Annotated in this window: 11 protein-coding genes; 6 read left to right on the forward strand and 5 right to left on the reverse strand. The window is 57.9% G+C overall.

Annotated features, from left to right (window positions below):
• Positions 1–1,549: 1,549 nt before the first annotated feature.
• Positions 1,550–2,179 (reverse strand): hypothetical protein, encoded by a 630-nt coding sequence (locus O2597_RS01595; RefSeq protein ID WP_269522422.1) that lies wholly within the window; start codon positions 2,177–2,179, stop codon positions 1,550–1,552.
• An 82-nt stretch (positions 2,180–2,261) separates the two neighbouring features.
• Positions 2,262–2,609 carry a hypothetical protein gene (locus O2597_RS01600; RefSeq protein WP_269522423.1) on the reverse strand — a complete coding sequence of 116 codons (348 nt, stop codon included), beginning with the start codon at positions 2,607–2,609 and terminating at the stop codon, positions 2,262–2,264.
• 67 nt (positions 2,610–2,676) lie between these two features.
• Between O2597_RS01600 and O2597_RS01605 the strand changes: the two genes are divergently transcribed.
• The 6 genes from O2597_RS01605 (at position 2,677) to O2597_RS01630 (ending at position 10,399) form a co-directional block, all read left to right on the forward strand.
• Complete coding sequence (locus O2597_RS01605; protein WP_269522424.1) at positions 2,677–3,666, forward strand: helix-turn-helix transcriptional regulator; 990 nt, start codon at positions 2,677–2,679, stop codon at positions 3,664–3,666.
• Positions 3,667–3,671: 5 nt separating this feature from the next.
• On the forward strand, positions 3,672–3,953 hold the full coding sequence (locus O2597_RS01610) for a hypothetical protein (RefSeq protein ID WP_269522425.1): 282 nt from the start codon (positions 3,672–3,674) through the stop codon (positions 3,951–3,953).
• Positions 3,954–3,995: 42 nt separating this feature from the next.
• A complete protein-coding gene (locus O2597_RS01615; RefSeq protein WP_269522426.1) occupies positions 3,996–4,352 on the forward strand; it encodes a hypothetical protein in 357 nt (118 codons plus the stop codon).
• 237 nt (positions 4,353–4,589) lie between these two features.
• Complete coding sequence (locus tag O2597_RS01620; protein WP_269522427.1) at positions 4,590–5,639, forward strand: beta/alpha barrel domain-containing protein; 1,050 nt, start codon at positions 4,590–4,592, stop codon at positions 5,637–5,639.
• A 111-nt stretch (positions 5,640–5,750) separates the two neighbouring features.
• Positions 5,751–8,702, forward strand: coding sequence for an FAD-binding and (Fe-S)-binding domain-containing protein (locus tag O2597_RS01625; RefSeq protein WP_269522428.1), 2,952 nt, complete (start codon positions 5,751–5,753; stop codon positions 8,700–8,702).
• A gap of 485 nt (positions 8,703–9,187) precedes the next feature.
• Positions 9,188–10,399: a glycoside hydrolase family 130 protein gene (locus O2597_RS01630; protein ID WP_269522429.1), complete on the forward strand. Its 1,212-nt coding sequence runs from the start codon at positions 9,188–9,190 to the stop codon at positions 10,397–10,399.
• A gap of 2 nt (positions 10,400–10,401) precedes the next feature.
• Here the strand turns inward: O2597_RS01630 and O2597_RS01635 are convergent, their stop codons facing one another.
• Genes O2597_RS01635 through O2597_RS01645 form a run of 3 tightly spaced genes read right to left on the reverse strand, consistent with a single transcriptional unit; the run spans position 10,402 to position 16,516 of the window.
• Complete coding sequence (locus O2597_RS01635) at positions 10,402–12,216, reverse strand: glycoside hydrolase family 2 protein (RefSeq protein ID WP_269522430.1); 1,815 nt, start codon at positions 12,214–12,216, stop codon at positions 10,402–10,404.
• Between the two features lie 5 nt (positions 12,217–12,221).
• Positions 12,222–12,908 (reverse strand): hypothetical protein, encoded by a 687-nt coding sequence (locus O2597_RS01640; RefSeq protein ID WP_269522431.1) that lies wholly within the window; start codon positions 12,906–12,908, stop codon positions 12,222–12,224.
• Positions 12,905–16,516, reverse strand: a complete 3,612-nt coding sequence (locus tag O2597_RS01645; RefSeq protein ID WP_269522432.1) for a hypothetical protein — start codon at positions 16,514–16,516, stop codon at positions 12,905–12,907. Before O2597_RS01645 ends, O2597_RS01640 begins: the two co-directional genes overlap by 4 nt.
• Between the last annotated feature and the right edge of the window lie 19 nt (positions 16,517–16,535).

Below are 16,535 nucleotides of genomic sequence, written 5' to 3' on the forward strand. Positions count from 1 at the left end.
CGGGGATAGTTCCCCGAACTAAGTCTGAATTAAATGCATGCCCCACTGCGTTGACGACAAGAATCAAAGAGCTAAGTAAAGAAATAGTGGTAAGCTTACTGAACATCAAAAATACGCCATTCTCCTTAAGATGCTGTGAGCAAATAGCCCAGCATTGATCCAAGTCAGACTAAACTGCCCACTCAGATCGGTCCACATATTAGGCGCGGCATTTGCATATAGGTATTTATGAAGGGTTCCACTGGCAGTTTTTCCTAATTTACGACCGATTTCCTACACTAAATCCCTTACGGCTTTAGTAACTCATCATCTTACAGGTTCTGCGCTTCTACCCGAAACGACGAGTATTAGTATTTTATAAAATGAAGATGCGCGCTTCCTGAGCTTCAAGAATCCGATAAACTCATATATGCATATTGGAGGGAGCGCAGCCAAGGCGACTAAGACTATAGCCCCAAGCAGAGTTAGTCCCTGACTTTGATCATAACAGTAGGAAGCGATGTAGATACTCGCGGTAACAACGATGTAAAAGAGCATTGAAATACTCATGCGATCTACTCGACTAGGCCGACTCTAGTGAAAGTGCGGTCAATAGCCTTAAAGTCGCCAGATTTCCAAGCTCTAACAAAATCAGACATATAACTGACATCGCGCGAAGGACTCCCATGCTGTGCTCGAGTCAGGATGTTTTTCTTTAATTTCATGACTTTCATAAATAACGTCAGCTAGTTCAAACACGCATCAATTTACAACATGTTTTTGACTAATTTTATTTTAATTAGTCTATATCCACCAAACGAAATACTTGACAGAGACTCTATCGTCACTTTCCCGCAAATGGCTCAGCCTAGGCACCCACCCCATTCGGCCCGCTCCTCGTCTATGGAACCGTCATTCCCTACCACGCGGCAGGCACCAAATATCCTTACCGCAGCGGCGAAGAAGATGTCACCGGCAAGAAGGCCTGGCAGCTGCACTACGAGTCGATCGCCCGGCACGCAGCCGACTGGAAGCGAATTCGAGAGGCCCACCCGAGCCATCACTTTTGCTGCGGAGGCGACTTCAATCAAAACCGGGATGGTCGTCGTTGGTATGGCACGAATCACGGACGCCAGTTACTCGGCGAGGCACTCGTAGCGAACGGCCTGGCTTGCGCGACCGAAGAAGACTTCCGAGGCACCGGCAAGCTGAACTCACGCGCGAACATCGACCACATCTGTCTCAACCATGAACTGACCCACAAGGTAACCGAGGTCGGTGCCTGGGAAGCCGGTGTCCTTTCGAACGGGAAACGGCTCTCTGATCACAACGGGGTCTGGGTGGACCTTCAGTAAAGATCCATTTGCAAGGCGGCATGGACGCTTAGCGATTTTTCTTACGTGCGGTGGTTTCTGTTCCAAGCGATGGAGTGCATGGTACAGTAACGCATATTAGTATTGATGACGCCCACGCAAGATCAGGCTCCGGACACATCATCCGACTTACGTCGTATGCTACATTACCTTTTCCGAAGCATCGAAGATCCCATCGTTCAGTCCAAACGGATACCTTAAGACATCTCACAGTCCTCCACCGGAAGACAGGGAAGCCAAACGAGCTGTTCGATGCCTGTGGATCTTAGTATTTCCCAGACCGGGTCCTCATCATGGATTTCGGTCTTTAAATAGATCACGTCCCGGCCACAGATCAGAAAATCCATCCAAAATCCGCAAAACTCATCACGTGACCGAACCGTGAAACCAACGGAAGACACAGAAGGGGTGTCGCATTCCTCCGGATAGGTCTGTAGCGCAGATTCAAAGTCGGCCAGCATGCGGAAAAACCCAGCGCCAATCTCAGCATCCAAGTAGGTTTCTGCAAACGCAGCGATCCCTCTGTTATAATCGTGGCCGTTACCTGAATAAGCCATGGCTACCTCGACTCCATGTTGATGCCTTCGCATACAGGAAAGCGGCCAGAAATAGCCCGAGTGCCCGAATGCGATGAACTGAGAGAGGGCAGCAGCAACCGCGCACTGATGCGCGGATACCGAAGCTGCGACTTCCGACTCTCGAACAAGGAGCGACTTAGACGTCAAAAAACGTAAATCATACTGTGCCTTCCTGATAAAGATACCATAGCGCGCCCCTAGAACAGGCGGATCGAATACAATGAGTCCCATCGGCAACAGCTGTTTCATCTGTGCAATCAGATCCTTCGGCGGAGGTAACAGCTGCACAGGACCGAAGGCCGTTTCCACCCTGCGAAGCAAGCCTTGACGCCTACTGCTCCGTGACATGATCCGCTTTGTCTTGAAGTCCCGCCATCAAGCCCCAGATGCGGTGATAGGCACCGAGCTTGTTTGCCTGGTCCTGCAGTTCGCCGATACGGCCCTTGAAGTTCGAATACTCCAACTGGCCGGCAAGCTGGACCATAATCTCAAGGAAGCCTTCAAAATCGACCTGGATACGGTAGCGGTAATCCGCCGTCGGCCAGACCAGGATCTCCGCGTCAAAATCCAGGATTTCGAGCAGGTTCTCGAGGTCCTGGCGGATCCGGGCACGGACGAAATACAAATCGGCATCCTTTTGAACGATGCTGTAGAAACCATGTTGTGTTGCGAGCCACATAGGAAAGCAGTCTAGCAGGCACACTCGGACATTGACAGTCCCACCCCACAACAAGCATAACGTTTTCATGCCGAGAGCCAAACGTTCCGCCCCTGTTTCACGCCCCCCCCTCGCCCGGATGCTGCGCATCCACGAGGAGCTCAAAGCCAACCGTCTGCCCAATGCGAGCACACTGTCCAAACTGCTGGAAACTTCGACCAAGACGATCAACCGGGACATCAACTACATGCGCGACCAGCTCGGCCTGCCGGTGGAATGGGACGCCCCCGCCAACGGCTACCGCTACACCAGCTATGTGGACAGCTTCCCGCTGGTGCAGGTCTCGGAAGGCGAACTCTTTGCCCTGCTCGTCGCTCAAAAGGCGCTGGAGCCCTATCAGGGGACGCCTTTCCATGCACCTCTGGAAACAGCCATGCGGAAGATCTCGGACGGCCTGAAGGACAAGGTCTTCATCTCCCTCGACCACATCGGCACACCGGTGAGTTTCAAATTCGCCGGCGTGTCCACGGCCGACCTTGAAATCTTCCAGATCGTGAACCGCGCCCTCGTGCGTTCCGAGGAGCTTCACTTCGAGTACAAGAACCTGGGCACAAGCAAGTGGCTGAAGCGCCGCGTGCAGCCCTGGCACCTCTGCTGCGTGGAAGGCCAATGGTACCTGGTCGGCTGGGACCTCAACCGTGAAGCCAAGCGCACCTTCGCCCTGGTCCGGATGCAGAAGCTGATGCTGCCGGGCAAAAGCTTCGAGGCGCCGAAGGATTTTGACATCCAGCAGCACCTGAAGGACGCCTTCGGGATCTTCGTCGGCGAGGAACGTCACAAAATCCGCATCGAGTTTGATGCCTGGGCGGCGCAACTGATCCGGGAAAAGGCATGGCACCCCGCCCAGGAGCTGATCGACTTGGAAGACGGCCGCGTGGAATTCCGGATCGAGCTGGCCGACCTGAATGAGATTGAACGCTGGATTCTAAGCTGGGGCTCACATGCCAAAGTGCTGGCTCCGGCCAAGCTCAAGAAGAATATTCGCGCGCACGCCGAAGCGATGCTGGCAAAAGCCTGACGGACATGCCCTCCCGCGGACGCCATCAAAGCACCTCGAAGGAGTGCCAACGAATCATTCGGAAGATTGAGGCGCTGGACGGCGTGATCGGTGTGATCATCGGACAGTCCTACGGGGGCAAATCGCTCGGCAAGCAAAGCCGTACCGGCACGGTGAAGGTGCAACGGATCGAAGACGGCGGCCTCAAAGCCGCGACACAAAGCTCGAAAGGCCTGCAGGAACTATTCATCCGAACCGAAAGCGGACACGAGCATGCCATCGCCGCGAAAATCGCCGAATTGTCCTGATACCCCTACAGATGTCCCACCCCCGGTGGCAAAATAGGCACAGTGAACAAGCGAGCACATATCCATGTTCGCCCTGCGGATCTAGGCACCACCGGAGCTATGGTGGAAGTCGCCGGCCCCTACGGCCCGGTGCGCTTGGCCAAGACAGGGAACCGGATCGTCGCTTGCTACTTCGGGCAACAGCTGGTGAACGGCAGTGTCGGGGAATACACACTCCAGTTGCGCGAGGCCGCTCTCCAGATTGCGAGTACCGTACGCTTGCCCTGGCGGTCCCGGCCGGACGGTTCGATTGAAGTGCTGGATCACGAGCTGTTTTACAGCCAAAGCTTCAGCCTGCATCTCCAGGCCTTGGAGCGACTGAGCCATTGGATCGAGTCACCCGGCTGCTCGCGAGATTGAGACCGCAGGGCGCAGGCAAACGGACAGAGGGCGCGAGCAAGCTCGCACGCCACAGGCACCGACCTTGTCCAGACCTCGCTGACTGCCGCCGACCCGGAAAATATCATGGATTTTGGACCCGGGCGGTATTAGAGATAAGTACTCTTGTTGGGGACTTCGCGCGGGATCTGACAGCAATCGTCCCGATGCCGTGCCAAGTCCCACCGACGCCCCCCACCCTAAACCGAATTCGAGAACATGAAGCAAAAATCACTGGACCAGAAGTTGCGGCGCATCGCAGAAGGCGCCGACACGCGAAACGATTTTATCATCGCCGATGCGAAAGACGCCGACATGGCATTCGGCATCGCCGCGCCGGGCCCGAAGCCGACCGGCACTTGTTCAAATGGGAACCAGCAAGCCGAGGGCGGCTGGAAAACACTGGCCGATTATCAAGCGCAAATCCGTGAGGTGATTGAACAGGGACTGATCGACATCATGCTGCTGTCCGCCTCCAATCTGGAACGGCTGGCCATCGAGGAAAAGCGCTTCGAAGACTCCGCCATCACCCCGGCCGCCCGGGCCAACGACACCACCGACATCTGGGCGGTTCGCGGTGGTAAGTATGCAAGCTCGCCCTCACGCCCCTTTCGTAGCGCAACGATCGACCACATCAAGTACGGCAAGTTAGAGAACAGCCACGACAAGCCGTTTACGGGCGCCGACCTGGGCCTCTATTCCATGACTTTCACGAATGACCTGGACTGGGATTACCGTGCACTGGAAGCGTTTCACGACTTCCGGCTCGAGGCCGAAAAGAAAGACTTCCGCTACTTCCTTGAAGTCTTCAACCCGAACGTCGATACGGGGATGGATCCGGCAAAAGTCAGCGGCTTCGTCAACGACTGCATCGTCCGCAGCCTGGCCGGCGTCACGCGGGCCGGGCGTCCGATTTTCCTAAAGATCCCCTACAATGGGCCCGGGCCCCTGGAAGAACTCGTCGCCTACGACACCTCCCTAGTGGTGGGCATCCTGGGGGGCAGCGCCGGAACCACGCTCGACGCGTTCCAGCTGATTCGTGATGCACAGAAGTACGGAGCCAAGGTCGCGCTCTTCGGACGCAAGATCAACCTGTCCGAGCATCCCTTGGCTTTCATCGAAATGCTGCGCGGGATCACAGATGGCGACATCGAGCCGGTGGAAGCGGTCAAGGCCTACCACGGCGCGCTCCAAAGCGCAGGCATCCAGCCGGCCCGCTCCCAGGAGGACGATCTCGTGCTGAGCCAAACCAAGCAAAGCTATTCCTAATACCCTAAAGTAACCGGAAAGAAAAAGGAGCTGGCCGGCAGCAAAAGCTTGCGACGATATCCGGTACAGGAGACTCATAGAAAACGAAATTCACCCGCTGCGATAAGGTCAATGATCTCCGACGCCCAAGCCCCCCTGATAGAGACAGAGAAACTCTCCCAACTACGCACACAGCTCCAAGGCCGCCTCGATACCGGGCCGGTACTTCGCAAGCTCTACTCGACCGATGCGTCCGAGTACCAGGAACTGCCGCTTGCGGTGGCCTTTCCCGAGACCGAAGCGGATATCGCGACACTCATCCGCTTTGCCGGTGAGAACGGGCTCAGCCTGATTCCCCGTGCCGCCGGCACCTCACTGGCCGGTCAGGTCGTAGGCAACGGCATCGTGGTCGACGCGGGCAAGCACTTCGGTCAGATTCTTTCACTCGATGCGGACAAAGGTATCGTCCGCGTCCAACCGGGCGTGGTGCGCAACGAGCTGAACCACTACCTGCTCCCCCACGGCCTGCTCTTCGGACCGGAGACCTCGACCGCGAACCGCGCGATGATCGGGGGCATGGTGGGCAATAATTCCTGCGGGTCCAACTCGCTGATGTATGCGTCCACCCGGGAGCACCTGATCTCGACCCGCGGCTTCCTCAGCGACGGCTCCGAAGTCACCTTCAAGGCACTGACACCGGACGAGTTTACCGCCAAGTGCGAAGGTGAGACATTGGAAGCCGCCATCTACCGGAAGTGTCGGGAGCTCCTGGGCGACGCAGCCAATCGTGCACTGATCACGGAAAAATTCCCCAAGCGCAGCATTCCCCGCCGCAACACAGGCTACGCACTCGACCTGCTGATGGATGCCGAGGTATTTGATCCGGCCTCCGACAAGCCCTTCAACTTGTGCAAGCTGATCGCCGGTTCCGAAGGCACGCTTTTCTTCGGCGTCGAATTCGAACTCCTGTGCGATCCCCTGCCGCCCAAGCACAGCGCCCTGCTCTGCGCCCACTTCGAGAATGTCGACCAGGCGCTCCGCTCGGTTCTTCCAGCCCTCGCCTACAAGCCCTCCGGGGTCGAGCTTCTGGACCGCTACATTCTGGAAGCCACGAAGCGGAATCGGGAACAACTCAAGAACCGTTTCTTTGTCGAAGGCGATCCCGGTGCGATCCTCGTGGTGGACATCCGCAGAGATGACGCGGAGGAAGTCGATGCGGTCATCGCCAAAGTGGCCGCCGACATCCAGGCGGCCGGCTACGGTTACGCCTTTCCGGTGCTCAAGGGCGAGGACGAAGCCAAGGTCTGGGAACTGCGCCGGGCCGGCCAGGGACTCGTCAGCAACATCCCCGGCGACGCCAAGCCACGTGAAGTCTGCGAAGACACCGCGGTCGATGTGGCGGAGCTGGCCGACTACATCGCGGAGTTCGATACCATGATGCGAGAGAAGCACGGCAAGGACTGTGTGTATTACGCGCATGCCGGTTCCGGCGAGCTCCACACACGTCCCCTCTTCAACCTGAAGACCGAAGAGGGCCTGAAGACTTTCCGCGGTGTGGCCGAAGACGTGGCAGCGCTGGTCAAGAAATACAACGGCTCCCTCAGCGGCGAACACGGCGACGGACGCCTGCGCGGCGAATTCATCCCCTTCATGGTCGGCGAGGAATGCTTCGCCCTGATGCGTGCGGTCAAGGAAGTCTTTGATCCCAAGCATCTGTTCAATCCCGGAAAAATCATCGACTGCGCGCCGATGGACACGTCCTTGCGCTACGGCCCGGACAAACCGAATCCGGAGTATCCGACGATCTTCGACTTTTCCGACAGCAAGGGCGTCCTGCGCGCCGCGGAAAACTGCAATGGCTCCGGCGACTGCCGCAAGGGGCACTTGGCCGGCGGCACCATGTGCCCGAGCTACATGGCCTCGCGCAACGAGAAGGAAACGACACGGGCCCGGGCCAACATCCTGCGGCATGCGCTCACGAACCCGAAGGACCCGAAGAACCCCTTCAACAATGACGAGATCAAGGAGGTCCTCGACCTCTGCCTGTCCTGCAAGGGCTGCAAGTCCGAGTGCCCCTCCAATGTCGACATCGCCAAACTGAAGGCGGAGTTCCTCCAGCATTACTACGATGCCAACGGGGTCCCGCTTCGCTCCCGCATGATCGCCAATTTCGCGCTGTCCAGCCGCATGGTCTCCACCATCCCCTGGTTCTGGAACGCGCTCTTCGGCACCGAGTGGTCCCGCCGGATTCTGAACCGCATGGTCGGCTTCCATCCCGACCGCACGATTCCGATGCTGCACAGCACCACGGTGGCAAAGTGGCATCGCAAGAAAGAGGCGGCACCGGCCCAACGAAAAGTCTACCTCTTCTGCGACGAGTTCACCAACTACAACGATGTGCCGCTCGGGCAAAAGACGATCGGGCTTCTGGAACGGCTCGGCTACGAGGTGATCATACCCGAGCATTTGGAAAGTGCCCGCACCTGGCTCTCCAAAGGACTGATCCGCAAAGCGAAAGAGATCGCCAATGAGAACGTGCGCCGGCTCGCCCCCCTGATTTCCGAAGAGGCGCCGCTGGTCGGGATCGAACCTTCCGCGATACTGGGCTTCCGCGACGAATACATCGACCTGGCGGAGGGCGAGCTCAAGGAACAGGCACGCGACCTGTCAAAGCACTGCCTGATGCTGGACGAATTCATCATCCGCGAATTTGACGCCGGTCACATCCGCTCCGATCAATTCGAAGCCCGCGAGCAACTGATCAAGCTCCACGGACACTGTTTCCAGAAATCGCTGGCTTCGGTCGTGCCCACCGTACGCGCGCTGCAAATTCCCGAAGGCTACAAGGTACACATGATTCCGTCCGGCTGTTGCGGCATGGCGGGTTCCTTCGGCTACGAGAAGGAGCACTATGAACTGTCCATGAAGGTGGGCGAGCTCGTGCTCTTTCCCACGGTCCGCCAACAACCGGCCGATGTCATCATCGCCGCCCCCGGCACCTCCTGCCGTCACCAGATTCACGACGGCACGGGCCGCACGGCCAAGCATCCGGCAGAGATCCTCTTCGAGGCCCTCAAGCAGTAGGCTGAAGCCAGGCACCTGGCTGCATGTGTTGCCGCAGACCTTTGCAATCCGATTATACCATGACTCTGGAACTCGCTCCTTGGGAGGAATGTGAACTTAGCTTTACGGCAACGGGGTCTTACGAAAACCCGTATCTCGAAGTCGAGTGATGGGCGGTGTTCACACCAAAAATCCAATTTCTCGCGTAATCGGCTATGGGCATGATACCGCTTCGATGGCATTCCGGCAGCAACGCCGATCATCCGGCTTACGCCGTATGCTACGGAAGGACGATTGCGTCGCATCGACGGTCACGTCGATGACCGATAACTGAGACGCTTTAATTTAATCGAAGTGAGGTCACACGCCCCAAAACTTCACTTTTCGACGAATTAATATCAAGTTTTACGGCTTCCATTAAGGGTACGGGACTCGCATTTATAATGCAAAGTCCCCTCTGACAAAGTCGGCGGGGATGACTTTTCCATAGCCCAAAGACAATACGCATGAAATTTGAAGCCAAACTCAAGGAGCTCGTTGCCCGCCACGAGCAGCTGATCACCCGCCCGAACGAAGTCGACGACAGTCACGAAAACGGCATCTACAAGCGCTACAAGAACTGTGTGCTGACGCGGGCGCATGCCCCCGTTTTCTGGCGCTACGACATCAACCCGGAAACCAACCCGCGCCTGCTCGAGCGTCTGGGCGTCAATGCGGCGATGAACTCGGGAGCGATCTACCTGAACGGTAAATTCTATCTGGTGCCGCGCATGGAAGGCAACGATCGCAAAAGTTTCTTCGCGATCGCCGAAAGTCCCAACGGGGTGGACAACTTCCGCATCCAGGACAGGCCACTGCTGATCCCGGAACTGCCCAACGACGGCACCAACCTTTACGACATGCGACTGGTGCAGCACGAAGACGGCTGGATCTACGGCATCTTCTGCGTGGAGCGCCGTCCGGAAGGCGCGCCGGCCTCGGATCTATCCGTGGCGGAAGCCCAGTGCGGCATCGTCCGGACCAAGGACCTGATCGAGTGGGAACGGCTCCCCGACTTCCAAAGCCCCTCCCCCCAGCAACGCAACGTCGTACTCCACCCGGAATTCGTCGACGGCAAGTATGCCTGGTACACCCGGCCACAGGACGGATTCATCGACACCGGATCCGGCGGCGGCCTCGGCTTTGCCCTTTCCGAATCCACCAATCCGGCCATCTGCGGACCGGAGCAAATCATCAACAGCCGGGTCTACCACACCATCAAGGAGGTCAAGAACGGGGCCGGCGCCGCGCCGATCAAGACCCCCAAAGGCTGGCTGCATATTGCCCACGGTGTGCGCAACTGTGCCTCCGGACTGCGCTACGTTCTGTATGCCTTTGTCACCGACTTAAACGACCCGACCAAGGTAATCGCCGAACCCGGTGGCCATTTCATCGCCCCCCTCGGCGGCGAGCGTGTGGGCGATGTTTCCAATGTCGTCTTCAGCAACGGTATCGCCGTGCGGGGTGAAGAAGTCTTCATCTACTACGCCTCCTGCGACACCCGGATGCATGTCGCCACCACGGACATCCCGACCCTGCTGGACTATGCGTTCAACACACCGTCGGACGCGCTCCGCACCGGTCCTTGCACCCAGCAGCGGATCGACTTGGTGGAACGCAACCTCGCCTATGCCAAAGCCCAAGGCCTCGACGTCGGACAGGAATCGAGCTGGCGGTAGAATTAACGTCCTTTGCGCTTCTTGCGAAAAGCCCGCTTCACCAGATCGAAGACGGGCTTTTTTTCGCCCTTGGGGCCCACCAGCCCCTTGCGGTTCCATCCCCTTTGGAAGCCGTTCGCACGGAGCGTGCTTCGAAAATCCTTCAGCACCCAGGGCGTCCATCCGCTGAGTGCTTCGCAGCGCTCAAACATGGCAATCTGCTCCTTGTAAATCGCCTTCTGGCTGTCGAGGTTCCAAAGCTTGTCCTTGGGACCTGACACCCCGACCGGTCCGGCCGCACCGAACTCTGTCACGAAGAGAGGCTTCTGCCCGACAACAATGTTCGCCTTCGCCAGTTCCTTGAGCGGCGGGCTGTACCATCCGCCGTACTCGTTGAGTCCAATCACATCCATCTGCTCGTAGATGGAATGACCGACCGACTCCACATCGTACTTCCCGTCCTTGTAAGGCGCGTTGAAAGCCGCGGTCACCGGGATGTCGGGGTCGAGGCGCTTGACCGCCCGCAAGGCGGCCCCCATGACACGCTTTCTGCCCGGACGCTCCCAGGTCTCGTTGGCCAGCGCGTGACAAAGCACGCAGGCATGCCCGCGGCTGAGCTCGACCATGCGGACCGCACTTTGCCTGATGATCGACTCGGTACGCGGATCCTTGTAGGTGATTTCCCAATACACGGGAATCTCATCCCAAACGAGCAGTCCACGGCGGTCGCACTCGGCCAGCCATGACTCGTCGTAGGGGTAATGCGCCAGACGCATGAAATTGCAGCCGGTTTCCTGGGCGAGGTCCAGCAGCTTGCGCACGTCGCGGAGATTACGCGGCTTGCCGCCCTCGGCGCCCAAACGCTCCTCGTGCAAGGCCACCCCTTTCAAATAGGCGGGCTTTTGATTTACCAGCAAGCGGGTACCCTCGCACTCGACTTGCTTGAAGCCGATTTCCTGACGGATCCGGTCAACCGGCTGACCGTCTCGATACAAGCAGAGCCTGCTTTCATAGAGCTTCGGGGCACCGGGCTCCCAAAGCTCGACCGGCAGATTCTTCAAATTAAAGTTAAGCTCCCCTTTCCGCACCGGCTTGCGCGCACGGTATTGCAAGGACGGGATCTCCAGCTCGATCTCGCAACCGGACCAGTCCGCGTTGCCGTTCAGGCTGCAGCTGTAGGTCCCGTCCACCTCCGCCTGGCTTCCCTGCCTCGACCGTATGCGGGTCGAATGATAGGCCGCCTGGCTAACAAACACCGGAGGCGTCGAGATGAGCCGGACACTCCGGATCAGACCTCCGTAGTTGAACCAGTCATATCGCTCGGCGGGTATCCGGTGCTCCATACGACGGGCATCGACACGGACCACGAGCAGATTGTCCGATTGGAGTCGCTCCGCAGAAAGTTCAAAGCTGAGAGGCAAAAACGGCAGCTCGGCCGAGCCCAGTGGCTGCCCGTTCCACCAGACATCCGCGGCATAGTTCACACCGTCGAGGCGAAGGAAAAGCCGGCGTCCCGACTCGATGGCTTTGATCTCGGCATCGCTCAAACGGACCCGCCTCGCGTACCAACCGACCCCTTCAAACAAAAGGTATTCCTTCTTCTGCGTGTTCCAGTCGCCCGGCACCGAAATCGGATCGAAGGCGTCGATATCATACTCGATCGCACGGTCCTCCTCTTCCGGCTTGAGGCCTTCGAAGACGTTGCGGCTGCGCTTCAGACCGAAGGCCAACATGTTATCCGCGAAGAAGCCCCATTTCCCGTTCAGGCTCCGGCTCTTTCGATTGTTCAACTGCAGATAGCCCACACTATCCGTTCCCAAATTCTGCGCTGCACTCATCTTCTCTAAAAATACAGTTTCTTCACCTGTATCTGGTCTTTCTCATCCGGATCTGTCGTCAAAAAAATCAGTGCGGACCGGCCCTGGCGGATCGACCAGGAGGACGAATAAACCACCTTCACATCGTTCGGTTGCTCGCTCACCTGAATCGCCATGGCCACCCCCTGGCCGCCCGACTCGGGGACATCGGCCAGCAACGTTTTTTCGCCCCGCGTGTTCAACATGAAACGGTCTTCGCCGAACTTCACATAGACCGGGAATTCCGAAAGGTTGACGAAACGGTAGGCGTTTTCGCCGATGCCGTCCGGATCAAAGCCGAGCGGAAGGATGCGGTAATACTCCCGACCATTCCGGTCATTCCGAATAAAGATCAGCATCTGGTTCGCGCCGCTGCCGTTCGGCGAGTACTCGGCAACCGTCTGCTCGATGGGCCTGCCCTCCGCATCCTGACCGGTTTCCCGAAAGAAGCGCAAGGGAAGCGTCCCGGTGTATTCATAAGTCTTGGACGGCGAGCCGTTGGGGATCCAGAGCTTCGTCGCCTCACCGTCGGCATTCCGGATCCGGACGTCCTTGATCATCTTCTGCCAGCTCAGGCTGGTGAAGGAAAGCGAAACGACCGGCGCATCCTGAGCGGGAAGCCAGGACACCACCAGCAAGCATAAACCAAAAAGAGATAAAGGTAAGGTTCTCATAGCACTTCAGGCTCCAGCCACTTGAAGGAAATAATTTTGAGACGGCGGCCAAGGGCGCTGCCGGGCTGTATCATCTCGTCCATATACTCCGCATCCGACAAGCTTGTGTCAGCGAGAACCGGTTCCGGCATACGCTGCACCTTGGCCTCGCACCACACCCGACCGGTGACCGCCTGAGTCACGGGGTTCACGATATCGCCGTAAGCACGGATAGTAAAAGTATCCGATCGCACGGTCAGGATCGGCGCAAGGTGCTGCAGCAAATCCGACTGCAGCAAGTAGCCGGGATAGCCCATGTTGCTGCGATCGTTCGAAGACAGGTTTGAATCCAGCAGGTTGGTCATGTCATCAAACCCAGTGACGGCCTCTCCGGAGATATCCGAGCCCTCGCCGAAATTGTTCACCCCGCTCAAACTGCCGCCGCCATCCAAGGCCGCCTGCAGAACGCCCTTCTTACCGGGCTCGCCATTCTCCAGCTTCCGGTTGATAAATGAAGCCATGGACAGGAACGGACCACGCTCCTTGATCAGACCGACGATGGATTCAGCAAGGTTGTCGATCTCGCCCGAACTCAGGCGGCGGTAGCCTTTCCAGTACTCCGGGTAAGTCGAACTGTCTCCGGCATCGAAGGCATCGTAGAACTGGCGGCTCATGCGGGCAAAAACGGCACCGTCTTCGTCCACGACCGAGGTCGCACCGGCATCCACATCGTATACGGGAATGCGCAGATCGGAGGTGCTCGACAGAACCGCCTTCCATGCTTCCAGCGAGGTCGAGTTCACATTGAAGGCGCCATTGATCCACATTTCCGAAGCGGGCCGGTAGATCGCATCCTCAAAGTCGTCGTCATTTGTATCCGAAACCACGATACGATTGTAACGATCGACATCGGTCTCCTCCGAAGCGATGAACTCCATACGCGGATTGAGCGTCAGCTCGGACAATTCACGCGCGCCACTGGCGAGGTCCGCTTGAATCGCATCGCGGTCCGACTGCAGGTACGGGATATCGAGCGACGAGAAGAAAAAGCCGTCCCACAGGCGCTCGTTCACCAAATAGGATAGGTCGAAGATCTTGAGACCGGCCTCCCCTCCGAAATCCGTCACCAAGGTCTGGTCCAGCGGTATACGCAAACTCGCATAGGAGTTCCCAACCACATAGGTCGGATCGAAATGATAGCGGCTCAAATTCGCGTGCTGCAGCTGCCCGATAGAAACCAGCGGACTGCGCGGGCGTTCGAAGAGCACGACGTTCGTCTGCCCGTCCGGATCGATACTGTTGCCCCAAAAACCGTTCTGGCTGTTTTTGCTGTCAACAAAGGCCCCGTCCGGTTCCTGTTTGTTCTGCCCGAGCGCATCGGTGTCATAGAGCGAGAGGAAGCGGCTGTGGCCGGTCTGCCCGTCCCATTTCGAATTCGCATGAATCGCGCGCACATTCGCATCGACCAATCCGCGCAACGGTTCCACATCCGAACCGCTGCCGCCGATCAAGTTGGTCGTGCGCAAGGTAAAGATCAGGGTCTGAAAACTATCCTGCAGTGTCGCGGCATCCATCGATGCGTAGCCCTGCTCGAAATAGTCCGGTTGATCGCTGCTTTCCGGACGCCAGAGGTCGTCGATCCGAAGGTATGCCTGCGAGGGCTCGGGTGAATTCGTATATCCGAGCATCTGTCCGAAATCCTCGTAATCGATACGGATCGATACGGGCGCATCCTCCGTAACGGCCTGCTGCAGCCAATCCCGTTCATTTTGCGAGATTCCCCAACGCGAGTTGGAGCGCGGATCACTCCCCGCCTCTTCCAGCGAAACGGGGCCATCCCCTGAGGCAAGCTTCGGCCCGTATCCGGCCGTATTTTTATCCAAGGGCAAGCGGATCCCCTGCACCGAAGACCATTTTGAGGTCATGCGTGGATTGTTCTTCGAGCTGGACACATTGACATCCCCCCCAAACTGCAGCGTCTTGTAGGCTTGATGCAGGATAACGCCGGGACGGTAGGTGGTGGGATCCTCGAACTGAGCCTGGAACATCCCGACCTGCTGCGCGTCCTGAACTTCCGTCTGGTAGAACTCCACGACCTGGGTGCCGGCCTCCAAATAAAGCGTGATACTGATTTTGGGATTCAGGGACCAGCGATAGCGGTAGTCGTTCGCATAGATCTTGATGTTGTAAGGATTGTACAGGCTGATCACCGGCTTGATAATCAATTCGGGAATCGACTTCGCGGGGTCCGAAGTATCGAGCCCGAAGGCATGCGAGATACGAAACTGCGCCACGACCGGAGTAACCCAACTGTTGTACTGGTAATTATCGCCCTTGAGCGAGGCGGCGTCGAAGCTAACCTGATAGGGCAAACCGCCCCCGACGAAGGGATCGGACGGCATTTGCGGGTTGCGGTAGGGCAAGTACTTGTAGGCATCACTGACCGCCCCGTCATGCGAGACTTCCCGTGTTCTCAAACTGATCGTGGTCGCACTGTCGGTGGAACTGTCGGAGTTCGGCCAATAGTGCTGGTAGTAATCACGAAGGATGCTCCAGTTGGGCGCCCCGCTGACAATCAAGGGATCCTCGATAAAGTAATAAGGCTCCCCGCTTGCGGGATCCGCCGCAGCCGCATCCGACAAGGCCTGGCTGGCATAGCTGATTTCCGGAAAGTTCGCATCGAAGGACGCGTTGATTTCAAAGGCCTGAGTCAGGTCGCGCTTGAGCGCACCATCCTTGACGTCCACAAGCAGCCCCTTGGACCAGGTCGTCAGGTCATGCCGGCGCGCGGCCAAGAGTGTCTCCGCAGTCGCCGTGCCGTCGGAAATCCAGTCCTCGAAGGCGACCGACAAGTCGAAGGTACGTTGCAGCTCCTCACTATTGACGGGAAAGTTCCCCAGCGAATCCATGGCCTCGACGGCCACGCGCTGCGGCACCTGAAAGGAACGGCTCAGTTCATCGGTATCGCTGGTCTGCGCATACGGGTCGGCCACATTCACCAGAGCCTTGCTGTTATCGCCGCTCACCCAGTAGGCATAGTGCCCGGAAACCTGCCCGTCGGATTCCGCGAGCGACACAACCGGCACGGTGACGGCCTCGATATCGTAATCGTCCACCGCCGGAGACATTTCAGTGCCCGTTCCGGCCAGATCCACATCCGGGGTCCAATAGTCGGAATCGCCGGGATCCAGGCCTTCGTTGCCACTGACCAGCCAATGGGCCCGGTCCAGACGCTCCTGCGCACTCAAACTATCCCAATTCGACTCATCGGAAGCCCAAAGCCCCAGCCAGAAAGGATTGCCCATGCTGCTCTCGGAAATCCCGGAGCTCCCGGTCAGGATGTCCGCTCTGGCGGAGATTCGCTGGTCCGGTCCGGCGGTTTTCTGCAATTCCCCCATCGCCACCATAAGACCCAGATAGGCATTCTGGCGGGCCGTGAGAAGCTGCTTGTTTTGCTCTGCGGAAGAAGTCTCGACCCGAACCATGGAAACCAGGCCGACCAGAAGCAGCAGCAAGAGCCCCATCAGGGTCAGTGCCACGATCAGGGCAAAGCCCCCCCTGCGCTCCGAAAGGACGGGTGCCGACCACCGGTGTGACTGGGCGGACAGGGAACATCTGACAGGTTTCATCAGGCAGTAATTCGGGGTG

Origin of the sequence: Coraliomargarita parva (genome assembly GCF_027257905.1) — a bacterium.
Taxonomy (GTDB): domain Bacteria; phylum Verrucomicrobiota; class Verrucomicrobiia; order Opitutales; family Coraliomargaritaceae; genus Coraliomargarita_A; species Coraliomargarita_A parva.